A 23,653-nucleotide genomic window follows, 5' to 3' on the forward strand; every position below is an offset into this window, starting at 1 on the left:
GCTCGCGCCCGCCGGCCCGCGCCTAGCCGGTCGTGTGGGGATCATCTGGCGCGATCTTCCGACCCGGTACGCCCGGAACGACCAGGTACCCGAGGTCCGCCGTGCGAGATCGGGCGTACCTGCGAGTTCGGGCACACCGTGCGCCATCGGGCGCACCTGGCGAGATCGGGCGTACCTGGCGAGATCGGGCGTACCTGGCGAGATCGGGCATACCTGGCGAGATCGGGCATACCTGGCGAGATCGGGCATACCTGGTCGGAGCTACACACCAGGTACGCCCGGAACGACCAGGTACCCGAGGTCCACCGTGCGTGCTCGCGCATACCTGGCGAGATCGGGCATACCTGGTCGGATCAACACACCAGGTACGCCCGGAACCACCAGCTACCCGAGCTTCACCGTGCGGGATCGGGCGTGCCGTGCGACATCGGGCTTACCTGGCGAGTTCGGGCGTACCTGGCGGGAACGGGCATACCGGGTCGGAAGATCACACCAGGTACGCCCGGAACCACCAGGTACCCGAGGTCCACCGTGCGAGATCAGGCGTACCTGGCGAGATCAGGCATACCTGGCGGGATCGGGCGTACCCGGTCGGAACGTGCAGCGCTCGGACGGGCCGCAGCGGCAGACGTCAGCCGGCGGCGAGGGCCGCGGCCGCGAAGTCGCGCACAGCGTCACGGGCCGCTGGCGGGTCGAGCACCACGGCACGACCAGGCAACCCGGCAACGAGCCGGACCACGCCGTCGAACCCGTGCGACGCCGCGAGCCGAATGCGCACACGGCCGTCGGAGTCGGGCGCGTCGGCGGTGTCGGACAGGAAGTCGGCGACCAGGGGCAGCGACGTCGAGTCGAGTTCCACCGTGACGATGACGTCGTCGGCGGCCTGCTGGAACAGCGTGTCCGGGATGACGACCTGGTCGATGGTCTTCTCGGCCGCGCGGTCGTCGACCCGGGCCTCGGACATCCGGTCGAGCCGGAACGTCCGGAGCGCCTGCCGGTCGAGGTCCCACGCGCGCAGGTACCAGTCGGTGTCGATGGACTCGACCCGGAGCGGGTCGACCCGTCGGGTGCCGCCCTGGGTGCGCGGTCCGGCGTACTCGAAGACCAGGCCGCGGCCGTCGGACATCGCCCGGCGGATGGTGGCGAGGGCGACGTCGTGCAGGTCCTGCCCGACGGCGACGGTCGACGCCGCTCCCCCGGCTCCGCGGGAGAGCTTGGCCATCAGCGCGCGGATCGCGTCACGGTCGGCGGCCTCGGGCAGCGCGGACAGGTACTGCAGACCAGCGATGAGCGCCGACGCCTCACGAGCCGACAGCCGCGGTGAGTCGTCGATCGCCACGAGGTTGGTCAGCACGATCATGTCGTTCTGGTCGAAGTCGTCCCACGCGATGTCGAACAGGTCGCCGTGCTGGTACTGCATCGTCTCGCCGGGAACCCCGGACACCGCGATGAGTTCGACGGCACGCCGGATGCGGGCCTCGGGCACACCGAAGTGCCGAGCGGCCTCGGCCACCGAGACCCGCTCGCGGTCGATCAGGTACGGCACCAGGGCGAGCAGGAACGCGAGCTTGTCCTGCGCCTGCAGGGGTTGGGCGTCAGCCACGAACGGGGTCCTCTCCGGGGGCTGCTGCAGGGTCGTCGTCGGTGTGGTCGCGCACGAGTGCACGGAGGCGCTCGTCGACCCGCGACCGCAGGTCGTCGGGCTCGAGCACCCGGACCTCGGGCCCGAAGGCGGCGAGTTCCTCGGCGAGGATCTGCGGGTCGACGTGGTGCAGCACGAGCGCGCCGTCGGCGTCGGTCTCGGTGTCGCGGCGACGGGTGAGTCGGCGTTCGGCGTCGGAACCCGGCGTCACGGCGATGCGCGCGGTGCGCTCGGCCCAGATCCGCTCGAGCTCGGCGAGGGTGCGCTCCCCCGCGCCGACGGGAGCGGTGTGCTGCCCGACCTCGTACTGGGTGACGGGTCCGACGATGCGGGCCAGCAGGTAGTTCTTGTCCGAGTCCGTCGCGAACTCGTGGGCGGCGAGCATCCAACGGCCGCCGTGCTGCACCAGGGCGAGTGGAGCCACTTCGCGCCGACGGGCGTCGTGCTGCCCCGGGGTGATGTAGTCGAAGCGAACTGCGGCGCCGCGATCGAGCGCGGAACGGAGCGGCTCGAAGGACGCATCCCGAGCCCGGAGCCGCGGGGCGTACGCATCGACCCCGAGCTGCAGAGCACCGTCGTCGTCCTCGGCGCCGGCCGAGCGGACCTTCAGCAGGCCACGGCGGGAGTCGGCGGACAGTGCGCCTTCGCGCCAGGCCATCGCGGCCAGGGACAGCAGCGCGGATTCGTCCGGGGTGAAGCGGACGTCGACGGGCAGGTCGTACTCACCCTTCGGGATCCGGTACCGGAGCGTCTGGTTGTTGCCCGCGGCACCCGGGGTCTCGATGGTCTCGAGGGGGATGCCGAGCTCGCGGACGTCGTCCTTGTCGCGTTCGAACTGGCGCTCGAGCGAGGCGTTGTCGCCACCGGTCGAGAACCGCTGCCGGTACCCCTGCACGTTGGCCAGGATCTCGGCCTTGGTCAGCCCGGACTCCGTCGAGAGCAGCGCGAGCACGAGGCTGAACAGCCGCTCCTCGGCGGGCACACGGGGCACACGGGTCGCTGGCACGAGCCGATCCTACGGCAGCGCGGGTGCACCGGAGTGCACCCGCGCCGCGGTCCGTGGACGGTCGGACCGGGTCAGTTCGAGATCGCCCCGAGGACGTCGATCACGTACGCGTACGCGGTCCCCTGCTGGTTGACGATGGCCAGGACCTGGTCGCCGACGTGGTGCCCGACGATGGCGGACCGGACGCCCTCGTCGACCTGGCCCTTGGTGAGCGGGATGGCCTGCGCGCCGGAACCGTCGGTCCAGCTGGAGCCGGCGACGGACGGGTCGGCACCCCAGGTGACGGCGGTGTACTTGATGACCGCGGTGTCCTTCGCGGTGAGCTCGCGACCGTCGCCCTTGCGGAGCAGGTGCGTCTCGTTCGACTTCGGCGCGCTCCACGACGGGATCGTGATGCCGGGGGCGCCGGAGGGTGCGAGCACCACGGCCGGCATCTTGTCGCCGGCGAGCTGCGGGGTGCCGGTGGCACGGGCGTCGAACGCGCGCTTGACGTCGATGACGGCGATGACGGCGTCCTCGGTCTTCTTCGACGACGAGCTGCCAGCGGTGCCGCCGGTGCTGCTCAGGGCGCTCTTCGGCAGGGCCACCGCCAGGCGGTCGCCGACGCGGGCGCACTGCAGCGAGGCGCCGAGGGCCCCGTAGTTGCTCGCACCGGCGGTGATCGGTGCCGTCTGGCCCGAGTAGCCGCTCGTCTGGGCGACCTGCCCCGTGGAGCCGTCGACCAGGGTGTACTCGACCAGGACGGGGGTGCCGTCGTCGATCGTGCGACCGGAACCCTGCTGCAGCACGGACACCTGGGTGCCCTTGGTGGTCAGGCCCTTCGGCACGTTGACCTTCGGCTCCGAGCCGAACTTGCCGGTGGCGGTCACCGCTTCGGACGCGGCGCCGGGAGCGGCACAGCTCGAGGGCGTGGTGCCGGCACCGTTCGAGGCGCAGGCGGTGAGGGACACCGCGAGACCGATGGTGACCAGGAGTGCGGGGATGGTGCGCACGGACCCTCTTTCCGTTCGATGCAGGACGGGCACGCCGTCAGCCTACCGTTCGTCCTCGACGGCCCCGGACGGAGCCGCAGCGGCATCCGACGGAGTCACAGCGCCCTCGGACGGCGCCGCAGCACCATCCGCCGCCGACGACGCCTCGGCCGCAGCGACCTTGCGCGCCTGCGCCGCCGACTGCCGGGCGACCTTGCGGAGCTTCTTGTCGCTCGTCGCCCGCTCGCCCACGGCGCCGGGGGTCCAGGCCTCGATGTCCTCGTCCGAGAACTCCGCCTTGCCAGCGCGGCGCTTCAGGTTCGGCAGCACGGTGCCGTCGGCCAGGCGTCGTGCCGTGACGAGGAATCCGGTGTGCCCGACCATGCGGTGGTCCGGGCGGACGGCGAGGCCCTCGACGTGCCAGGTGCGCACCAGGGTCTCGCTCGGCATCGGGTCGGTGAAGCGCCCGGTGTCGCGCAGGGCCTCGGCCGTGCGGGACAGCTGCGTGACGGTCGCGACGTAGCAGACGATGAGTCCGCCGGGCACGAGGGCGTCGGCCGCTGCGTCCACGCACTCCCACGGCGCGAGCATGTCGAGCACGACCCGGTCGACGCTCTGCGGCTCGGTCGCGTCGGGCAGCGACTCGACCAGGTCACCGACGGTGACGGACCAGTTGTCCGGGACTGCGCCGAGGAAGGTGCCGACGTTGCCCTTCGCGATCGCCGCGAACTCCTCGCGGCGCTCGAACGACTGCAGCTGCCCGGTCGGGCCGATCGCGCGGAGCAGGAACAGCGACAGCGCCCCCGAGCCGACGCCGGCCTCGACCACGCGGGCCCCGGGGAAGACGTCCGCGAAGGCCACGATCTGCGCCGCGTCCTTCGGGTAGACGATCGCGGCGCCACGCGGCATCGACATCACGTAGTCGTTGAGCAGCGGACGGAGCGCGAGGTACTCGTCACCGGTGCTCGCCCGGATGACGGAGCCGTCGGGCTGGCCGATGACGTCGTCGTGCCGGAGCACCCCGCGGTGCGTGTGGTACTCACCCGCGGTCTCGAGCGACAGCGTCGTGAGCTTGCCCTTCGGACCGGTCAGCTGGACGCGGTCGCCGGCCCGGAACGGGCCGCGCGGCGGCGTGTGCGGTGCGCCGCCCGCGGTGTGCGGGAGGGCTGCGGTCGGATCCGCGGTCGGACTGGAGGCGCTGCTCGCGTCCGCCTCGTCGCGTGCGTCGTCGGTGTGGCTCATCGGGTGACCCCTTCGGTGTCCGCAGCGTGCGCCGGGTCCGGCACCGCGCCTCCAGAGTGCGCAGCCCGTGCGGCCAGTGCCGGCGTCGTCAACTCGACCAGACGGTCGACGTCGACGCCCGCCAGGGTGGTCAGGTGCACGTCGCCGCCGGCGATCTCGGACAGCGGGACGATGTGTTCGACGGCGACCGTGACGGCGCCGGAGGCGACGGCCGACGCGACACCGGTGGCGGAGTCCTCGATCGCGACGCACGCGGTGGGCTCGACGCCGAGCTGCGCCGCGGCGGACAGGTACGCGTCCGGGAACGGCTTCGGGCGGTCGACGTCGTCGCCGGCCACGACGACGCGGAAGCCGCGCTCGCCCAGGGCCTCGGCGGCGACGAGCGCCATCTTGCGACGGGACATCGTGACCAGGGCGGTCGGGATGCCGCGGGCGTGGAGCTCCTCGACGAGCTCGCGGGCACCCGGCCGCCAGGGCAGTTCACCGGCGCGCAGGTGCTCCATGACGTAGTCGGTCATCCACTGGATGATCTCCTCGACCTCCATGTCGACGCCCTTGGCGCGCAGGAGCTCACCGGAGCGCTCGAGGCCGGACCCGACCAGGGACAGGCCGTCCTCGTGGGTCCACTCGGCGCCGTAGCGGTTCGTCAGGTCGACCTGGGACCGCTGCCAGATCGGCTCGGTGTCGATGATCGTGCCGTCCATGTCCCACAGCACGGCTGCGGGCGGGACGAGGGCAGGAGGATGCGCGGTCACGGGCGACGAGTCTACCGGGGCCGTTCCGCTGGGCGCGGACGCGCGCGTGCGCCGACACCCCCTGGGCCTACAGTGGATGCCTGAATCGTGTCCGGCCGGGGGCATCGCTCCCGCCCCGCTCCGCTCCACCACCAGGAGGTCCGCTCCGTGCCACAGCACTCCCCCTTCAGCGACGGTCGCTTGCTCGTCGTCGCCTTCGAGGGCTGGAACGACGCCGGCGAGGCCGCGAGCGGTCTGGCGCGTCGCATCGTCGAGTCGCTCGGCCTCGACGAGTTGCGTGAGCTCGACGGTGAGCGGTACGTCGACTACCAGTTCAACCGGCCCACCGTCGGCACCGACGACAACGGCGACCGCGGTGTGCAGTGGCCCCGGATCGTGCTGCACGGCCCCGGTGCCGAGGGTCGTCCGGTCATCGGCGCCACCGGCTCCCCCACCGACCGTGACGTCTTCGTCCTCGTCGGCCCGGAACCCTCGCGCACCTGGCGGGGCTTCTGCTCGGAGATCATCGACCTGGCGGACGTCTACTCGATCGACGCCGTCGTCTTCGTCGGTGCGATGCTCGCCGACGTCCCGCACACCCGGCCGATCTCGGTGTTCGTGTCGAGCGAGAACGCCGGTGTCCGCGCCGCTTTCGACGTCGACAAGTCCTCGTACGAGGGCCCGACCGGCATCCTCGGGGTCCTCGCCGACGCGATGGACAAGGCCGGCCTGACCACGCTGTCCCTGTGGGCCTCGGTGCCGCACTACGTGCACAACTCGCCCTCGCCCAAGGCCACGCTCTCGCTGCTCGACAAGATCGAGGAGCTCACTGACGTCACGGTGCCCCGTGGCTCGCTGCTCGACGACGCCACCGAGTGGGAAGAGGGCATCGACGCCCTCGCCGCCGACGACGAGGACATGGCGTCCTACATCGGGCAGCTCGAGCAGGCGCGCGACACGGTCGACTCCCCCGAGGCCTCGGGTGACGCCATCGCGCAGGAGTTCGAGCAGTACCTCCGTCGCCGTGAGCGCAAGGACGGCAAGGACGGCGGCACCGCCGGTGGCGAGGGGCCGTGGCGGCCCCAGCAGTAGCCGTCACCCGCTGACGGACAGGAGGCACGGTGCCGGCTGGCACCGTGCCTCCTGTCCGTCTGGGGCGTGCGGCGAGTGGTCGCGAACTGTCGGCTGCGGCCCGCCCGGGCGACAGTTCCTGACCCCTCGGCGGCGCGCACGCGACGTGTCCCGACCACACGGCGGACGGGAGGCGCGTGTCGGCCCCGCCACGGGCCTCCCGTCCGGCGACCGCGAACCGTCACGACACCCCGCTCACGTCCGGCGAGTGGTCGCAAACTGTCGGCTGCGGCCCGCCCGGGCGACAGTTCCTGACCCCTCGGTGGCACGCACGCGACGTGTCGCGACCACTCACCGCGCGGTCACGACACTCCTGCTCACGGCCGGCGAGTGGTCGCGAACTGTCGGTTGCGGCCCGCCCGGGCGACAGTTCCTGACCCCTCGGCGGCACGCACGCGACGTGTCCCGACCACACGGCGGACGGGAGGCGCGTGTCGGCCCCGCCACGGGCCTCCCGTCCGGCGACCGCGAACCGTCACGACACCCCGCTCACGTCCGGCGAGTGGTCGCAAACTGTCGGCTGCGGCCCGCCCGGGCGACAGTTCCTGACCCCTCGGTGGCACGCACGCGACGTGTCGCGACCACTCACCGCGCGGTCACGACACTCCTGCTCACGGCCGGCGAGTGGTCGCGAACTGTCGGTTGCGGCCCGCCCGGGCGACAGTTCCTGACCCCTCGGCGGCACGCACGCGACGTGTCCCGACCACACGGCGGACGGGAGGCGCGTGTCGGCCCCGCCACGGGCCTCCCGTCCGGCGACCGCGAACCGTCACGACACCCCGCTCACGTCCGGCGAGTGGTCGCAAACTGTCGGCTGCGGCCCGCCCGCGCGACAGTTTCTGACCCCTCGTCGCCGGGCATACGGCGTGTCGCGTCAGCGCAGGTCAGGCCAGGCGGATGCCGAGCAGCGCGTCGATCAGGTCGATGAGCTCCGGCGTGCACGCCGTGCCACCGGCGATCGCCGTGTCGACCGCGGCGACGGCACCGGGGGTGTCCAGGTCGTCGGAGACCCGCGCGCGGATGCGTGCCGCGACGTCCGCCGCGTCGTCGGCGTGCCCGGCGGAGGATCCCGAGGCCCAGGCGTCCCAGCCGGCGAGCCGCGTCTGGGCGCTCGTCAGCTCGGTGTCGAACCACTCCCAGTCGTCGGAGTACTTGTGCGACAGCAGCGCGAGCCGGATGGCACGGGGGTCGGCGCCGTCGTCGAGCAGCCCGCGCACGGTGACGAGGTTGCCGAGCGACTTCGAGATCTTCGTGCCCTGGTAGGCGATCATCCCGGTGTGCACGAACGCGTTCGCGAGGGGCTGGTGCGCGAGGGCAGCAGCGTGCCCGGCGCTCATCTCGTGGTGCGGGAAGACCAGGTCGCTCCCGCCGCCCTGCACGCTGATCGGCAGCCCGAGGCGGTCACCGGCGATGACGCTGCACTCGATGTGCCAGCCGGGGCGACCGGGGCCGATCTCGGTGTCCCAGGCTGGCTCACCGTCACGCGCGGCGCGCCACAGCAGCGGGTCGAGCGGGTCGCGCTTGCCCGGACGATCCGGGTCGCCGCCGCGTTCGGCTGCGAGGGCGAGCATCGTCTCGCGGTCCAGGCCGCTCTCGTCACCGAGGGTCCATGCGTCGGTGGGGCGGTTCACGTCGAAGTACAGGTCGTCGCCCTCGGCGCCGTCCGTCGGGACCTCGTACGCGTAGCCGGACTCCTGCAGGAACGAGACCGCCTCGGCGACGCGCTCGACCTCGTCGGTGACGGCCACGAAGTCGTCCGGCGGCAGGATCCGCAGCGACTCCATGTCGCGGCGGAACAGGTCGACCTGCTCAGCCGCCAGGGCACGCCAGTCGACGCCGTCGCGGGCGGCACGCTCGAGCAGCGGGTCGTCCACGTCGGTGACGTTCTGCGCGTACTCGACGTCGAGCCCCGCGTCACGCCAGGCGCGGCCGAGCGTGTCGAACGCCAGGTAGGTCGCCGCGTGGCCGAGGTGCGTGGCGTCGTACGGCGTGATGCCGCAGACGTACAGCGCGGCACGGTCCTCGTCGCGGGCGGGGTCCACCGGCTTGCCCGTTGCGGTGTCGTGGACGACCGGTCGGGGCGCGGCGCCGGGGACGTCGGGGACGGATGGGGCCTGCCAGGCCCTCACGGCTGGATCACTCCGAGCGACAACAACACGATGAGCACGATACCGAGTGCGATCCGGTAAACGACGAAGGGCATGAAGCTGCGCTTGCTGATGTAGTTCATGAACGCCGCGATCACGACGAACCCGACCACGAACGCGACGACGGTCGCGATGAGCGTGTCGGCGAGTCCGAACGGCGAGCCGTGGTCGCCGAGGCTCGTCGCGGCCTCGTAGAACCCGGACAGGAACACCGCCGGGATCGCGAGCAGGAACGCGAAGCGCGCGGCCGCCGGGCGGGTGTACCCGAGGGCGAGGCCCATCGACACCGTCGCACCGGAACGGGACACACCGGGCACCAGGGCGAGCATCTGCGCCAGGCCGATGAGCAGACCACCGCGGAACGTCATCTGCTCGATCCGGCGCTCCTTGCGGCCGACACGGTCGAGCACGCCGAGCACGACACCGAACACGATGAGGACGATCGCGACGATCCAGAGGGACCGGAACGTGGTCTCGATCGAGTCCTTGAGCAGGAGCCCGGCGACCCCGATCGGGATCGTGCCGAGGATCACCAGCCAGCCGAGCCGGACGTCGGGGTCGCCCTTCGGCACGTCACGCTTGACCACCGACCGGAACCACCGCCCGATGATCCGGGTGATGTCCTTCCAGAAGTAGATGAGCACCGCGGTCTCGGTGCCGAGCTGCGTCACGGCGGTGAAGGCCGCACCGGGGTCCTTCGCGTCGGGCAGGAAGAGCCCCACGATGCGCAGGTGCGCGCTGGAGGACACGGGCAGGAACTCGGTGAGCCCCTGGACGAAGCCGAGGAAGATCGCCTCGAGGATGTGCATCGCACGGGCCTTTCGGGGGGAGGTCGGTCAGGGCACCGCCACGACGGCGACCATGAACAATATCAGTACGTGGCGAGCAGGTCGCCCAGCACCCGCCGACCGAACGCCAGCGAGTCGAGCGGCACCCGCTCGTCGACGCCGTGGAACATCGCGGGGAAGTCGACACCGGCCGGCAGCTGCAGCGGCACGAACCCGTACCCCGCGATGCCGAGCGTCGAGAGCGCCTTGTTGTCGGTGCCGCCGGACAGCAGGTACGGCAGGACCGGTGCGCCCGGGTCGTGCCGGCCGAGGACGTCGCGGACGGCGTCGACCAGCGGGCCGCCGAAGTCCTGCTCGAGGCCGATGTCGCGGAACGACATGACCACCTCGACGTCGGGCCCGGCGAGCTCCCGCACCCGCTCGAGCACGGTCTCCTCGTCACCCGGCAGGCAGCGGATGTCCACCAGGGCCTCGGCGGTGTCGGGGATGACGTTGTGCTTGTAGCCGGCCGTCAGCACCGTCGGGTTCGACGTGGTGTGCAGCGCGGCGTGGATGAACCGCGACGCCGAGCCGGTGGCCAGCGCGACCTCGTCCGGGCCGGTCACCGTCGGGTCGACCCCGAGGAACCGCGCCACCTCGGCCACCATCGCGTCCGTCGTGGCCGAGAGCCGGACGGGCCACTCCTCGCTGCCGATCCGGGCGACCGCCGCCGCGAGCTTCGTCACGGCGTTGTCACAGATCACGTGCGAGCCGTGGGCAGCGGTGCCGCGCGCGATCAGCTTCACCCACATGAGCGCCTTCTCGCCGGTCTGCAACAGGTAGGCGCGACGGTCACCGAGCGTGATCGAGTACCCGCCGACCTCGCTGATCGCCGCCGACGCCCCCGCGAAGACCTCCGGGTGCTGGTCGACCACGTGGTGGGACCCCAGGACTCCCCCGGCCTCTTCGTCGGCGAAGTACGCGATCACCAGGTCACGCTCCGGCGCACCGTGCTGCTCGATGACGTCGGCCAGCGACGTGAGCATCATCGCGTCCATGTTCTTCATGTCGACGGCGCCCCGACCCCACAGCGACCCGTCCTTGACCACGCCACCGAACGGGTCGACCGACCAGTTCGCCGGGTCGGCCGGCACGACGTCGAGGTGCCCGTGCACCACGAGCGCCGGCTTGTCACGGTTCCGACCGGGCACCCGCGCCACGACGCTCACCCGGTCCGGCTCCGACTCGAACAACTGCGGCTCGAGACCCAGCGCGCGGAGCTTGTCCTCGACGTAGTGGGCTGCCTCCGTCTCACCACGGGACTTCCCCTCGCCCCAGTTCGTCGTGTCGATGCGGATGAGGTCGCGGGCGATCGCCGCGGTGGCCTCGAGCTCGGGCACGGACTGCGGCTCGGAGGGCTCCGGGTTCGTCATGGCTCCACGGTATCGGTCGGCACCGACCCCGTCGCCGGGACAGCGCGCGCAGGACTCGCCCGGGATGCGCGACCGTGTTCATCGCGCGTTCAGACCCGTGCTAGTGTCTTCTCTCGGCAGGAACGCCGGGTTCAACCCGGGAAACAGACACCAGACACCCTGTCCGGGTGGCGGAATTGGTAGACGCGCTAGCTTGAGGTGCTAGTGCCCGTATTAGGGCGTAGGGGTTCAAGTCCCCTCTCGGACACAGGAAATGCGTGCCCCCTGACCTTTCGGTCGGGGGGCATTTTCTGTTGTGGCTTCCCGGCGAGTGCCGCCATCGCTGCGCTCAGGGCGACCACGTGCCGCCTCGCTGCGCTCAGGGCGTTCTCCGTGCAGCGTCCGTACACGCGGCTGGACACGGGACGTGCGGACTGGAGGCGCGGGGCGGGGCCGCAGCGCGCCTCCAGGCCGGAACGTACGCGCGTCGCGGGCCGGTCCGAGGTTGCGCACTCCGTGTGACGGAACAAGGTCGCACCGAGTGGGCAACGCCGCACCAAGGTGCAAGCCCGGCACCACACGCGGTCAGCGCGAGCGGCGCACCCGCCGCACCACCAGCACCACGGCGCCGAGCGCCGCCAGCCAGCCCCAGTTCGCGACCACCGGGTCGAGCACCTGGTGCCGCCAGTCCGACCGACTCGACCCCAGGCGCGACGCAACGGGGTGGTTCCCACGCTCCGCCGCGACGCCGGTCTCGCTGATCAGCCGGTCCGGCCGACCCCGGAGCGCATCGGTCACCCGGTGCGTCGCGACGTCCAGGCGGTCCCCGACGACGAGCAGCATCCAGTGCGCCAGGCGCCCCTCGCTGAACCGCCGGTAGGCGTACCGCCGGACGATCCCGGCGACGCCGTGCAGGGGCTGCGCGGTGCCGAACACCGGCGTCACGTGGGCGTGCTCGATCGAGCGCTCCCGGCCGTGCGCACCGTCCTGCTGCGGCGGGAGGTCCCAGTGGGCTCCGGTGGCCGAACCGGCCTCGCGCGAGAGCTTCGGGACGGACGGCCGGTCCGCCGGGTCGAGGTCGCTCCCCCACCCCGGGATGCGGGCACGGAGTTCCTCGGCCGACGGCACCCGTCGGGGTGGATCGGCGATGTACGGGGTGTGGTCGGACATGTCGGGCCTCCTCACGGCACGACGACGGTCTTGATGCAACCGTCGAGCTTGGACGAGAACAGGTGGTAGCCCTCGGCGATGTGCTCGAGGGGGATGCGGTGCGTGATGATGTCGCTCGGCTTGAAGTGCCCGGCCTGGATGTGCTCGAGCAACCGCGGCCACTGGCGCTTCACGTGCGCCTGGTTCGTGTGGATCGTGACGCCCTTGTTCATCGCGTCACCGAACTTCACCGCGCTCGGGATCGGCCCGTACGCGCCGACCGCCGAGACCGTGCCGCCCTTGCGGACACCGTCGATCGCCCAGTTGAGCGCCGTCGGGGACCCGCCCTGCAGCTTCAGCTTCGAGGCGGTGACCTGCTGGGTGAAGTTGCCGTCCGCCTCGGCTCCGACCGCGTCGATCACGCTGTCCGCACCCAGGAAGTCGGTCTGCTTCTTCATCTCGAGCACGACGTCGTCGACCTCGGCGAAGTTGATCGTCTCGGCGTGCGCGAAGCTCCGGGCCTTCTCGAGCCGGTACTCGAGCTGGTCGACGACGATCACCCGACCGGCTCCCATGAACCACGCCGACGCCGCGGAGAACAGTCCGACCGGCCCGGCACCGAGCACCACGACGGTGTCGCCCTCACGGATCGACGCCAGCTGCGCCCCGAAGTACCCGGTGCTCAGTGCGTCCGTCATGAGGAGGGCGTCGTCGTCGTCGAGCCAGTCCGGGATCACCTGCGGTCCGACGTCGGCGAACGGCACCCGCACGCGCTCCGCCTGTCCGCCGTCGTACCCGCCGGTGGTGTGCGAGTACCCGTAGATCCCGCCAACCGCGGTCGCGTTCGGGTTCACGTTGTGGCAGTTCGCGAAGAGTCCGCGGGCGCAGAACCAGCACGTGCCGCAGAAGATGTTGAACGGGACCATCACGCGGTCGCCGACCGACAGGGTCTCGACGGACGAGCCGATCTGCTCGACCACCCCGATGAACTCGTGGCCGAACGTGTGCCCGACCCGGGTGTCGGGCATCATGCCGTGGTACAGGTGCAGGTCCGACCCGCAGATCGCGGCCCGTTCCACCCGGACGATCGCGTCGTTCGGGTGCTCGATCCGGGGATCCGGTTTCTCCTCGACTCGGATCCGGTAGGGGCCGCGGTACGTCATGGCGCGCATGGACGCTCCTCTCGTTCGTCGCGTCCACGCTGGCGCGCGCCACGTTGGAACGGACCCAGGACCGCAGATGGCGGACAAGCGGTGGGCGTCCGCACAGACGGACGGGAGGCGCGGTGCCAGCTGGCACCGCGCCTCCCGTCCGATCTTTGGGGGCGTCTAGCTCTTCGACGCCTCGACGAAGTTGCGTCGCGGGTCAGTCTCCTTGATCAGGGAGGTCGCGTCGCGACCGGACACCGCGCCGGTGATCCAGCCGATGATGATGCGGGCCTTCCGGTTCAGGGTCGGCATCGCGTACACGTGGTACGCGCGGTGCGCGAGCCACGCGAGCAGGTTGGTCATCTTGATGCCCTTGATGTTCGCGGCACCCTTGCCGACACCGTACGACGCGACGGTGCCGATGGAGGGGTGGCGGTACTCCTCGAGCGGCTTGCCGGTGATGGTCGCGACGATGTTGTCGGCGGCGACCACGGCCTGGCGCACGGCGTTCTGCGCGTTCGGCGGGTAGAACGCCGGCTGCTTGTCGGCGGTCAGGTCGGGCACCTGCGCGACGTCACCGAGACCCCAGACGCCCTCGACGACCTGGTGGGTGTCCTCGGCCTCGACCTGGAGCTTCGCGTTCGCCGCGAGGTGGCCCTTCGGCCCGCGCGGCAGGTCGGAGGCGTCGAGGAGCGGGTTCGGCTTGACGCCCGCGGTCCAGACGAGCAGGCCCGTGGCGAACTCGTCGCCGTCGGAGAACTTGACGACACCGCCCTCGGCGCTCGGCATGGTGGTCTTCAGGCGGACGTCGATGCCGCGGGCGCGGAGCGACTCGAGCGTCCACTTGGACAGCTCCGGGCCGACCTCGGGCGCGACGCGGTCGAGGGCGTCGATGAGCACCCAGCGGGGCTGCTCACCGGCGAGCGACGGGTAGGTCTTGATGGCAGCCTGCGACACGTCGAAGAGCTCACCGATCGCCTCGACGCCGGTGTAGCCACCGCCGACGAAGACGCTGGTCAGCAGACGGCGACGCTCGTCCTCGTCGCGGGTGGCAGCGGCCTTCGCGATGTTGTCGAGGAGCTTGGCGCGCACGTAGGCGGCCTCTTCGACGCTCTTGAAGCCGACGCCGTACTCCTCGAGCCCGGGGGTCGGGAAGGTGCGGGTGACGGAACCGAGGGCGACGACGAGGTGGTCGTAGCCGAGGGTGCGGTCGTCGCCGCCGGCGGTCGCGATCGAGACGGTCTTGTCCGCCGAGGAGATCGCGGTGACCTTGCCCTGGATCACCCGGGTCTTGCGCAGTGCACGGCGCAGCTCGACGGTGACGTCCTTCGGCGCGATGTGGCCACCGGCGACCTCGGGCAGGAACGGCAGGTACGTGTAGTAGGTGTTCTGGTCCACGAGCGTGATGCGCATGGGCACCGTGGCCGCGTGCTTCTGGAGCTGCTTGACCGTGGTGTAGCCAGCGGAGCCGCCGCCGAGGACGAGGACGTGAGGGATCGAGTCTGCCATTCCTCCGGTCTACCGGACTTTGGCTTGGCGCGTCATGAGTTCCGCGGCCTGTCGCGGAGCCGCCACCACGCGGTCTCGGCCAGCTCGGGTCCGGTGAACACCCCGTGCGGGGTGCGGCGGGACTCGGTGAGCGAGAACCGGCGCAGTCGGTAGCCGCCGCCGAAGCGGTCGATGATCGCCTCGGGTGACGCCTCGGGGTCGCGCTTGACGTACCAGGTGCGATCGTCGACCGGCTCGATCACGCCGCGGTCACCGTCGCCCGCCGATGCGGGAGCGCAGGATGTCGATGCGCTTCTGGATCTGCTCGATGCTCGCCTGCGCCACGGCCGGGCCACCGCTGATCCGCCGGAGTTCGGCGTGGATCGATCCGTGCGGCTCGTTCGAGTGCCGGGACCAGATCGACACGAGCCGGGCGAGCTCGGTGCGCTGCTCCTTGATCGTCATGTACATCGGGCGGTCGGGCTCGGGCGGCTTCGGCATGCCGTCCTTGGCCGTGCGGCCCTTGGAGCGCTTCGCCTGCGTCGCCTGTCGCGCGCGCAGGAGGTCGCGCACCTGGTCGGGTTCGAGGAGCCCGGGGATGCCGATGAAGTCGAGCTCCTCGAGGGAACCGACCTCGCCGCCGGTGCCGAACTCACCGCCGTCGTAGAGGACGCGGTCGAAGGACGCCTGCGAGTCGAGTGCCTCGAACGGCTGGACCTCGAGCAGGCTCTCGGACGCGCGGTCTTCCTTGTTGGCCTCGGCGACCATCGCGTCTTCGGGGTTGTACATGCCGTCGTCGGCGTCCTTCGGGCGGTCGAGGGCGTGGTCGCGCTCGAGCTCGAGGGTGGCGGCGAGGGCCATCAGGCCGGGGACGCTCGGCAGGAAGACACTCGCGGTCTCACCGCGGCGACGGGCACGCACGAAGCGGCCGATCACCTGGGCGAAGAACAGCGGCGTGCTCGCGCTCGTGGCGTAGACGCCGACGCAGAGCCGTGGGACGTCGACACCTTCGGACACCATGCGGACGGCGACCATCCAGCGCGAGGTGTCCTCGGCGAACGCGCTGATGCGGCTCGACCCGGCGGCTTCGTCGGACAGCACCACGGTGGGACGCTCCCCCGTGATCTGCTGCAGGATCCGGGCATAGGCGCGCGCCGTGGTGGTGTCGGTGGCGATGACCAGGCCGCCGGCGTCGGGCACACCACGACGGACCTCGGTCAGGCGCTTGTCGGCCGCGGAGAGCACGGCCGGCATCCACTCGCCCTCGGGTGACAGCGCGGTGCGCCAGGCCTGGGCCGTGATGTCCTTCGTGACCTGCTCACCCAGGGACGCCGACATCTCGTCGCCCATCCGGGTCTTCCAGCGCATCTGGCCCGCGTAGGCCATGAACAGCACCGGGCGGACGACGCCGTCCTTCAGCGCTCGGCCGTAGCCGTAGTTGTAGTCGGAGATCGAGGTGCGGATGCCCTGCTCGTCGGGGGCGTACTGCACGAACGGGATCGGTGCGGTGTCGGACCGGAACGGGGTCCCCGACAGCGAGAGCCGGCGGGTGGCGCCGGAGAACGCCTCTCGGATGCCGTCCCCCCACGTCAGGGCGTCGCCACCGTGGTGGACCTCGTCGAGGACGACCAGGGTTCGGCCGCCCTCGGTGATGCGCTTGTGCACCTCGGGGTTCATGCCGACCTGGGCGTAGGTGATCGCGACGCCCTGGTAGTGCCGGCCGAACATGCCGTCGCCGTTCTTGAACATCGGGTCGATCCGGATGCCCACGCGGTCAGCGGAGTCGGCCCACTGGCGCTTCAGGTGCTCGGTCGGGGCCACGACGACGATGCGGTCGACGGTGCCGCGGGCGAGGAGCTCGGTCGCCAACCGCAGCGCGAAGGTGGTCTTGCCGGCGCCGGGGGTCGCGGCCGTGAGGAAGTCGCGGGGTTCCTTCTCGAAGTACTTCGTGAGCGCTTCGATCTGCCAGGCGCGGAGCTTCGACGCCGTGCCCCAGGCGGCCCGGTCCGGGAACGCCGGCGACAGGTGCTGGACGGCCGAGTTGCCGGCCGCTTCGGCCAGGGCCGCGGCGTCGGCTTCGTCACGGGCGGCGTCACCCTGCGCCTGCGCCGTCTGGTACGCCTGGGTTTGGTGCGCCTGGCTGCCGTCGTGCGTCGACGACGATCCGCCTGCGCCGGACTGGTCGTCACCCGACTCCGCCCACAGCGTGGCGGGCTGCTGGTCTTCGTACTCCGCTGCGCTCACTGAACCCGATTCTACCGCCACCGTCAGTCCTGCCGAGCGTGCGGGACGCCGCCGTCAGGGGTCCGGCGGACCAGGGATGCCGGTCGCAGCACGCCGGCGCCGAAGCGTGCGGCGACCGCGTCGACCGTGGTCTCGGTGTCACGCCACGGCGCGTCGTCGTCCCACAGCGCGTTGCTCGCGGCCGCGGGCACGAGGTTCTCGCCGCGCACCCCGATCAGCCGGATCTGGTTGCCCGGTCGGTGCAGCACGTCGTACAGCTCGACGGCTTCGCGGTGCAGGCGCTTCGCGACGTCGGTGGGCTCCGCCAGCGTGCGCGACCGGGTCAGGGTGGTGAAGTCGGTGTACCGGACCTTGAGCGCCACGGTCCGGGCCTGTACGTCGGCCTGGCGCAGGCGGACGGCGACCTTGTCGGCCAGGCGCAGGAGTTCGCGTGCGACGTCGTCGCGCTCGGTCAGGTCGCGACCGAACGTGACCTCGTGCCCGATCGACTTCTCGCCGACGCCGGTGTCGACCACGCGGGGGTCGCGACCCCATGACAGGTCGTGCAGCCGCTGCCCGCCGGCCGGACCGAGTGCCGACACCAGCGACCCGAGCGGGGTGTTCGCCAGGTCGCCGACCGTGCGGATGCCCCGGCGTTCGAGCGTCTCCTGCGTCTTGCCGCCGACGCCCCAGAGCGCGGACACGGGCTGCGGGTGCAGGAACGCCACGGTGTCGGCGGCGGGCACCACGAGCAGGCCGTCCGGCTTCGACCGGCTGGAGGCGAGCTTCGCGACGAACTTCGTCGATGCCGCACCGACGGAGCAGTGCAGACCGGTCTCGGCGAAGACCGTGCGGCGGATCGCCTGGCCGATCTGCCACGGGGTGCCGTACAGGCGGAGGGCGCCGGCGACGTCGAGGAACGCCTCGTCGATGCCGAGGCGCTCGACCCGCGGGGTGAACCGGTCGAAGATCGCCATCACCGCGGCGGACTTCGCACGGTACTTCTCGAAGTGCGGCTCGACGATGACGGCGTTCGGGCAGCGGCGTTTGGCGATCGCCATCGGCATCGCTGAGTTGACCCCGTAGCGACGGGCTTCGTAGGTGGCGGCGGTGACGACGGAGCGGTCGGAGTCGTGTCCGACGATGACCGGCAGCCCCACCAGGTCGGGGCGGTCGAGCAGTTCGACGGAGGCGAAGAAGGCGTCCATGTCGACGTGCAGCACGGTCGCCGAGACGTCGTCCACCGGTGCGTCGGAGACGAGGCGGTTCCGTCCGTCCTGCTTGCTCACACCGAGATGATGCCAGGCGCCGCCGACATCGCCGTGCGGGGCGTGCTCACGGCCGCTCGGTGCGAGGTTCGTCCCGTCGTGCACGGTTGCTCGCCCGCCGTCGCACCGTGCGCCCTTTGCGACTCGGTGCCGGGTTGGTTGCACCGTGCGGCACCACAGGGCAGCACCGAGCGAGCAAGCTCGCACCGGCCGACGGACCCAGCACCGTGCGCCGCCACGCCACGACGCCGTCGCGCCCACCGCACCGTGCGCCCTTCGCAACTCGGTGCCGAGATGGTTGCACCGTGCGGCACCACAGGGCAGCACCGAGCGAGCAAGCTCGCACCAGCCGACGGACCCAGCACCGTGCGCCGCCACGCCACGACGCCGTCGCGCCCACCGCACCGTGCGCCCTTCGCAACTCGGTGCCGAGATGGTTGCACCGTGCGGCACCACAGGGCAGCACCGAGCGAGCAAGCTCGCACCAGCCGACGGACCCAGCACCGTGCGCCGCCACGCCACGACGCCGTCGCGCCCACCGCACCGTGCACCCCTCGCGGCTCGGTGCCGGGTTGGTTGCACCGTGCGGCCGCACAGGGCAGCACCGAGCGGGCAAGCTCGCACCGGCCGACGGACACCGCACCGTGCGCGGCCACGCCAACCTCGCACCGTGCGAGCGCAGCGCTCAGCCGAGCGGGCCGAGCACCGACGCGGCGATCGTCCGCGCCGCGGAGTCCCGCGACGACGGGTGGTACTGCCCCGCCCGGACGTCACGCGCCAGTCGCGCGAGCTCGCTCGACGACCGGAACGCCGAGCCACCGACGACGCGCATGGCCTCGTCCACGACGTGCTGCGCCGTGTCCACCGCCCGGGCCTTCGTGCCGACGAGCAGCGGGAACCAGCGGGCTCCGAGGTCGTCGAGCTCGTCGACCGACCGCGCCAGCGAGTCGACCTGCAGCGTGATCGCGTCGACCGAACCGCGCAGGTCGGCGATCGCCCGGCGCACGTCGGGGTCCTGCGACCGCCGGGTGCCGTCGGCCGCGGTCCGCCCCGCCACGGCGGCCGCCGCGAGCGTGATCGCCCGCTCCGCGATCCCGGCGTACACCGACGCGATGAGGAGCTCGAACGACGCGAAGATCCCGAACACGAGCGGGTCCTGGTTCGGCCCGACCGGCAGCGACCGGACGATGCGGTCGGCGGGGACGTGCACGCCGAGCAGCTTCGTGGTGCGGCTCTGCGTCGCGCGCATCCCGAGCGTGTCCCAGTCGTCCAGGTGCTCGACGTCGCCGTCGGACCGCAGGACGAACCCGTGCACGAGCCGTGGCTCCGGCCCCGAGGTGTCCTTGCCGAAGACGCTCATGACGTCCCACGCGGGTGCGAGGGACGTGAAGACCTTCGTGCCGGTGAACCGGTACCCGCCGTCGCCGTCCGGCTCCGCCGTCGTCGACGAGTCGAACAGCACGGCGTCGTTGCCGGGTTCGCTCACCCCGAATGCGAGCAGGTGGTCGTCCGCAGCGTGGTCGGTGACGGCCTGGAGGAACAACTCGCCTCGCGTACGGACGGCGCGGGCCGCCTGCACCCACACCTGGTGCATGCCGAGACCGAGTGCCGTCGCCGGTGCGGCCTGGGCGAGGGTGCGTTGCACCCGCGCGGTGGCGCGGAGGCCGAGGCCTGCCCCGCCCTGCTCGACGGGGACGCCGATCCGCAGGTAGCCGGCGGCGCGGAGCTCGTCGAGGTCCTCGGTGCAGAACGCGTTCGCGGCGTCGTAGCCGGGGGCGCGCTCGGCGATGCGGCTGAGCAGCTCGTCCGGCACCGACCAGCCGACGGCGTCCGTGTTGGCCTTCGTCATGCCACGAGACTAGGGTCCGGGACGTGTCAGATCGTCATCCTTGGACCAGGTACGTCGCGATCGGTGACTCGTTCACCGAGGGCATCGGGGACCCCGACCCCACCGTCCCGGGCGGGAACCGCGGCTGGGCGGACCGCGTCGCCGAGGTGCTCGCACACCAGGCCGACGACTTCGCCTACGCGAACCTCGCGATCCGCGGGCGGTTGCTGCAGCAGATCATCGACGAGCAGGCCGAGGCCGCCGTCGCCCTGCACCCGGACCTCATCACGGTGTCCGCCGGCGGCAACGACATCATCCGCCCCGGCTCGGACCCCGACGAGCTCGCCGAGCGCGTGGACCGGCTCGTCGCCGACCTGCGCCGCGACGGAGCCACCGTCGTGCTGTTCACCGGCCCGGACGTCGGGATGACCCCGGTGCTCGGCATGGTCCGCGGCAAGACGGCGATCTACAACGAGAACCTGCACGCCATCGCCCTGAAGCACGGCGCCCTGGTGGCGAACATGTGGGCACTCCGGGTGCTCCGGGACCCGCGGATGTGGGCTCCGGACCGGCTGCACCACTCCCCGATGGGCCACTCGACGATCGCCGCGGCGGTGCTCGACACCCTCGGCGTGCCGCACGGGCTCGAACCGTTCAACCCGGACCCGCTCGAGGCACGCCCGTGGCGTGAAGCCCGCGCCGAGGACCTCGGGTGGGCCCGGGAGTACCTGGTGCCGTGGGTGGTCCGGCGCATCAAGCACACCTCGTCCGGCGACGGGGTGTCGGCGAAGCGACCCGAGCTGCAGATCGTCACCGAGCACCCCTCCGACACCCCGTAGGCGCGGCGCGGGGCCGAGGGACGAGAGGCCGCGGAGCCGCGGGCCCTCAGTCCGCTGGGCGCCGCAGCGTGAGCGGTCCGTCGTGCAGCGGCTCGGTCTGCCAGCTCGTCGTCGTCGATCCCGTGGCGGGTTCGATCCGGACGTGCGCCAGGTGCGGGGTCTCGACGAACCGCACGTCGACCAGGACCGTCCCGTCGTCCGCGACGGCACCGCTCGCGGCGAGCGGGCCCTCGACGGCCCACTCCCCCTGCCCGACCGGCACCGACAGGGAGCCGCCGTCGACGTCGAGCGTGAGCCGCCACCCGTCGCCGTCGCGGGCCAGCGGACCGACGTCGGCGAGGCCCTGCAGCGGACCACCGTCCACGGCGGGCAGTCCCAGGGAGGCGAGCCGTGCCTCCAGGGCGGATGCCGAGGACGCGTCGGACGCGCGGTCGACGGCAGGCAGCAGGTGCTCCAAGACCGCGTCGAGGACGGCCTGCATGTCGAGACTCTGACCGGTCATCACGAGGACGACGTCCTGCTCCGGCAGGACGACGCAGAACTGGCCGTAGGCGCCGTCGCCGCGGAAGCCGTGGCGGGCCATCCAGAACTGGAAGCCGTAGCCCTGGGACCAGTCGGGGTTGGCCTCGTCCGGGTTGGCGACCTGCGTGCTGGTGGCCTGCTCGACCCAGTCGGCGTCGAGGATCCGCTCGCCGTCCCAGACGCCGCCCTGCAGGTACAGCTGGCCGAGCTTGGCGACCGCGTCGGTCGGCGCGTAGCACCCGCTGTAGCCGAGCTCCGCGCCGGTGTCGTCGCGGCGCCAGGCGAGGTCGTCGATGCCGAGCGGGTCGAGCAGGTGCGGGCGGAGCCACGCGACGAGGGACCCGCCGGTCACCCGCCGGACGATCTCGGCGAGGGTGTACGTGCACGGCTGGTTGTATGCGAAGACCGTGCCGGGCTCCTCGTCCGGCGGGAGCAGCAGGAACCCGCGCACCGTGTTCGTCGGGTCGAGGGCCCGGGCGCGGTCGATCGTCTCCTCGCGGTGGCCGCTCGCCATCGCGAGCAGGTGCCGGACGCGGATGCGGCGGCTGCGTTCGTCGGTGACGTCGGCGTCGAGCTCCGGGAAGTACGACAGCACGGTCGCGTCGAGGTCGATCAGGCCCGCACGGACGGCGATGCCGACCCCGGCGGCGGTGAAGCTCTTGCTCAGCGAGTAGAGCAGGTGCACGCGGTCCGCGGCGTAGGGCTGCCACCAGCCCTCGGCCGCGACCTGGCCGTGCCGCAGCAGCATGATGCTGTGCGGCTCCACGCCGGGCGTGGACTCGAGGGCGTCGAGCAGGGCGGTCACGCCGCCGGGATCGATGCCGAGGGCGGCGGGGGTGGTCCGGGGGAACGTCGTCATCGTCGTCACCCGACCGACTCTACGGTCGGCGGCCGACGGGCGTCACGCCCCCTGGAACGGGTTCGTCCAGCGCCACCAGACGCCGGGGTCGTCGATCGTGCGTTCGAGCACGAGCGGCACCGTGACCGGGTCGTGGTCGGAGATGCGGAACCGCACCTGCCCGACCCGCTCACCCTTCGTACCGAAGGTCACCTGCTCGAGCTTTGCCTTCGCGGTGACGGTGGTCTTGCCCCACACGAGCACCTCGGCGGCCTTCGTCGTGACCGCGTCGGCCTCGTTCTGCCACGGGGTCGAGAAGGTGCCGAAGGTCTGGCCCTGGTGGGTGAGCGTCACCACCTGGAAGTTGTCCGCAACGGACCGCAGCAGCCGCTGCACGTCGACGTCGAGGGAGTCGTGGTCGACACCGCCGAGCATCACGCCGACGACGGTGACGTCCCTGCCGCCGCGCTCGTACGTCGCCGCGAACAGCAGACAGGCGCCGGCTTCGTCGAGGGTGCCGGTCTTGATCCCCTCGATGCCGTCGAGCCCGAGGAGCTTGTTCGAGTTCTCGATCTCGCCGACCGTCGGGATCGTGACGTCCTGGGTACCGACGATGTCCTTCACCACCGGGTTCGCCAGCGCGAACTGCCCGAGCTCGACCAGGTCCGTGGCGGTCGAGGTGTTGTCCGGGTCGAGGCCGGTCGGCTCGTGGATCGTGGTGTCGTCCAGGCCGTGTTCGTCGAGCCAGTCGTTCGCCGCGTGCTCGTAGGCGGCGATCGACCCGAAGGCCCAGATGGCGAGTGCGCCGGCGTAGTTGTTCGCCGACTTCATCAGCATCACCTGGAACGTCTGGTGCTCGGTGAGCTTCAGGCCGGCGGGCATCGGGGCGACCTCGCCGTTCTGCGCCGCGTACTTGGCGTACAGGCCCTCCATCTGCTTCGTGAAGCGGATGGACGGACCGGACTCCCCCGCGGCCATCGGCTTCTCGTCGAGCACCACGAGCGCCGTGACGACCTTCGTGATGCTCGCGATCGACCGGGGCTTCGTGTCACCGCTGGTGCGCAGGCTCTCCGGGAAGTCCGTCGCCTCGACCGCCGTCGCGCCGTACCCCGGGAAGCTCAGCGCCGGGACGGTCGTCTTCGGTGCCGAGTACGTGGTGGTGCTGGCGCTCGCCGGGCCGAACGGTACGACGGCCGCGGCGACGAGGTACCCCGCCACCAGGAGCAGGACGGCGACCACCGAGATCGTGACCGGCCTCCGGACGGCGGAGCGGGGGCGGCGGACGACTCGTGACACGG

Annotated in this window: 19 protein-coding genes and 1 tRNA gene; 3 read left to right on the forward strand and 17 right to left on the reverse strand. The window is 71.7% G+C overall.

The window, feature by feature from the left end; genetic code table 11:
- Window positions 1–631 precede the first annotated feature (631 nt).
- From DEJ09_RS17155 to DEJ09_RS17175, 5 genes are all read right to left on the reverse strand, one after another.
- On the reverse strand, window positions 632–1,603 hold the full coding sequence (locus tag DEJ09_RS17155; protein ID WP_111030116.1) for a YafY family protein: 972 nt from the start codon (window positions 1,601–1,603) through the stop codon (window positions 632–634).
- On the reverse strand, window positions 1,596–2,648 hold the full coding sequence (locus DEJ09_RS17160; protein WP_071403785.1) for a YafY family protein: 1,053 nt from the start codon (window positions 2,646–2,648) through the stop codon (window positions 1,596–1,598). Before DEJ09_RS17160 ends, DEJ09_RS17155 begins: the two co-directional genes overlap by 8 nt.
- A 71-nt stretch (window positions 2,649–2,719) precedes the next feature.
- Window positions 2,720–3,640 (reverse strand): FKBP-type peptidyl-prolyl cis-trans isomerase, encoded by a 921-nt coding sequence (locus tag DEJ09_RS17165; protein WP_111039362.1) that lies wholly within the window; start codon window positions 3,638–3,640, stop codon window positions 2,720–2,722.
- A gap of 42 nt (window positions 3,641–3,682) precedes the next feature.
- Window positions 3,683–4,861: a tRNA (adenine-N1)-methyltransferase gene (locus DEJ09_RS17170; RefSeq protein WP_111089377.1), complete on the reverse strand. Its 1,179-nt coding sequence runs from the start codon at window positions 4,859–4,861 to the stop codon at window positions 3,683–3,685.
- Window positions 4,858–5,616, reverse strand: a complete 759-nt coding sequence (locus DEJ09_RS17175) for an HAD family phosphatase (protein ID WP_244993106.1) — start codon at window positions 5,614–5,616, stop codon at window positions 4,858–4,860. Before DEJ09_RS17175 ends, DEJ09_RS17170 begins: the two co-directional genes overlap by 4 nt.
- A 147-nt stretch (window positions 5,617–5,763) precedes the next feature.
- On the opposite strand from DEJ09_RS17175, the gene DEJ09_RS17180 reads away from it, so the two are divergent.
- Entirely contained in the window at window positions 5,764–6,687 is a 924-nt protein-coding gene (locus tag DEJ09_RS17180; RefSeq protein WP_027465645.1) for a proteasome assembly chaperone family protein, read from the forward strand.
- Between the two features lie 923 nt (window positions 6,688–7,610).
- On the opposite strand, the gene mshC is transcribed toward DEJ09_RS17180, so the two are convergent.
- From mshC to DEJ09_RS17195, 3 genes are all read right to left on the reverse strand, one after another.
- Window positions 7,611–8,855, reverse strand: coding sequence for a cysteine--1-D-myo-inosityl 2-amino-2-deoxy-alpha-D-glucopyranoside ligase (mshC, locus tag DEJ09_RS17185; protein WP_111089378.1), 1,245 nt, complete (start codon window positions 8,853–8,855; stop codon window positions 7,611–7,613).
- On the reverse strand, window positions 8,852–9,682 hold the full coding sequence (locus tag DEJ09_RS17190; protein ID WP_027465647.1) for an undecaprenyl-diphosphate phosphatase: 831 nt from the start codon (window positions 9,680–9,682) through the stop codon (window positions 8,852–8,854). Before DEJ09_RS17190 ends, mshC begins: the two co-directional genes overlap by 4 nt.
- A gap of 62 nt (window positions 9,683–9,744) precedes the next feature.
- Window positions 9,745–11,073, reverse strand: a complete 1,329-nt coding sequence (locus DEJ09_RS17195) for a M20/M25/M40 family metallo-hydrolase (RefSeq protein WP_111089379.1) — start codon at window positions 11,071–11,073, stop codon at window positions 9,745–9,747.
- A 161-nt stretch (window positions 11,074–11,234) separates the two neighbouring features.
- Between DEJ09_RS17195 and DEJ09_RS17200 the strand changes: the two genes are divergently transcribed.
- Window positions 11,235–11,320 (forward strand) — tRNA-Leu (locus DEJ09_RS17200).
- Window positions 11,321–11,637: 317 nt separating this feature from the next.
- Here the strand turns inward: DEJ09_RS17200 and DEJ09_RS17205 are convergent.
- The 7 genes from DEJ09_RS17205 to DEJ09_RS17235 all read right to left on the reverse strand — a co-directional run bounded on the left by DEJ09_RS17205 (window position 11,638) and on the right by DEJ09_RS17235 (window position 20,177).
- Complete coding sequence (locus tag DEJ09_RS17205; protein WP_111056439.1) at window positions 11,638–12,222, reverse strand: hypothetical protein; 585 nt, start codon at window positions 12,220–12,222, stop codon at window positions 11,638–11,640.
- Between the two features lie 11 nt (window positions 12,223–12,233).
- Window positions 12,234–13,373, reverse strand: coding sequence for a zinc-dependent alcohol dehydrogenase (locus tag DEJ09_RS17210; RefSeq protein WP_111089380.1), 1,140 nt, complete (start codon window positions 13,371–13,373; stop codon window positions 12,234–12,236).
- Window positions 13,374–13,529: 156 nt separating this feature from the next.
- Window positions 13,530–14,858 (reverse strand): NAD(P)/FAD-dependent oxidoreductase, encoded by a 1,329-nt coding sequence (locus DEJ09_RS17215; protein WP_027465651.1) that lies wholly within the window; start codon window positions 14,856–14,858, stop codon window positions 13,530–13,532.
- A gap of 32 nt (window positions 14,859–14,890) precedes the next feature.
- A complete protein-coding gene (locus DEJ09_RS17220) occupies window positions 14,891–15,100 on the reverse strand; it encodes a hypothetical protein (protein ID WP_017887301.1) in 210 nt (69 codons plus the stop codon).
- A gap of 7 nt (window positions 15,101–15,107) precedes the next feature.
- Window positions 15,108–16,898 (reverse strand): DEAD/DEAH box helicase, encoded by a 1,791-nt coding sequence (locus DEJ09_RS17225; protein WP_111089390.1) that lies wholly within the window; start codon window positions 16,896–16,898, stop codon window positions 15,108–15,110.
- Window positions 16,899–17,104: 206 nt separating this feature from the next.
- On the reverse strand, window positions 17,105–18,349 hold the full coding sequence (gene dinB / locus DEJ09_RS17230) for a DNA polymerase IV (protein WP_111030125.1): 1,245 nt from the start codon (window positions 18,347–18,349) through the stop codon (window positions 17,105–17,107).
- 664 nt (window positions 18,350–19,013) lie between these two features.
- The gene (locus DEJ09_RS17235; RefSeq protein ID WP_111089381.1) at window positions 19,014–20,177 is read right to left on the reverse strand and encodes an acyl-CoA dehydrogenase family protein; all 1,164 of its coding nucleotides are present in this window, start codon (window positions 20,175–20,177) and stop codon (window positions 19,014–19,016) included.
- Window positions 20,178–20,200: 23 nt separating this feature from the next.
- Here DEJ09_RS17235 and DEJ09_RS17240 point away from each other — a divergent pair, with 23 nt between their 5' ends.
- Window positions 20,201–20,995: an SGNH/GDSL hydrolase family protein gene (locus DEJ09_RS17240; protein ID WP_111089382.1), complete on the forward strand. Its 795-nt coding sequence runs from the start codon at window positions 20,201–20,203 to the stop codon at window positions 20,993–20,995.
- Window positions 20,996–21,041: 46 nt separating this feature from the next.
- Here DEJ09_RS17240 and DEJ09_RS17245 read toward each other — a convergent pair whose 3' ends face one another.
- The gene (locus DEJ09_RS17245) at window positions 21,042–22,376 is read right to left on the reverse strand and encodes a serine hydrolase (protein ID WP_181433406.1); all 1,335 of its coding nucleotides are present in this window, start codon (window positions 22,374–22,376) and stop codon (window positions 21,042–21,044) included.
- 42 nt (window positions 22,377–22,418) lie between these two features.
- Window positions 22,419–23,651: a D-alanyl-D-alanine carboxypeptidase family protein gene (locus DEJ09_RS17250; protein WP_111089384.1), complete on the reverse strand. Its 1,233-nt coding sequence runs from the start codon at window positions 23,649–23,651 to the stop codon at window positions 22,419–22,421.
- Window positions 23,652–23,653: the final 2 nt, after the last annotated feature.

The sequence above is a fragment of the Curtobacterium sp. MCLR17_055 genome (assembly GCF_003234305.1).
GTDB lineage: Bacteria > Actinomycetota > Actinomycetes > Actinomycetales > Microbacteriaceae > Curtobacterium > Curtobacterium flaccumfaciens.

What these genes read in the sequence shown, in the direction of transcription:
- DEJ09_RS17235 (WP_111089381.1), bottom strand. Translation starts at nt 20,177, where the DNA reads ATGACGAAGGCCAACACGGACGCCGTCGGCTGGTCGGTGCCGGACGAG.
- DEJ09_RS17215 (WP_027465651.1), bottom strand. Translation starts at nt 14,858, where the DNA reads ATGGCAGACTCGATCCCTCACGTCCTCGTCCTCGGCGGCGGCTCCGCT.
- DEJ09_RS17195 (WP_111089379.1), bottom strand. Translation starts at nt 11,073, where the DNA reads ATGACGAACCCGGAGCCCTCCGAGCCGCAGTCCGTGCCCGAGCTCGAG.
- DEJ09_RS17170 (WP_111089377.1), bottom strand. Translation starts at nt 4,861, where the DNA reads ATGAGCCACACCGACGACGCACGCGACGAGGCGGACGCGAGCAGCGCC.
- DEJ09_RS17190 (WP_027465647.1), bottom strand. Translation starts at nt 9,682, where the DNA reads ATGCACATCCTCGAGGCGATCTTCCTCGGCTTCGTCCAGGGGCTCACC.
- DEJ09_RS17245 (WP_181433406.1), bottom strand. Translation starts at nt 22,376, where the DNA reads ATGACGACGTTCCCCCGGACCACCCCCGCCGCCCTCGGCATCGATCCC.
- DEJ09_RS17205 (WP_111056439.1), bottom strand. Translation starts at nt 12,222, where the DNA reads ATGTCCGACCACACCCCGTACATCGCCGATCCACCCCGACGGGTGCCG.
- DEJ09_RS17210 (WP_111089380.1), bottom strand. Translation starts at nt 13,373, where the DNA reads ATGCGCGCCATGACGTACCGCGGCCCCTACCGGATCCGAGTCGAGGAG.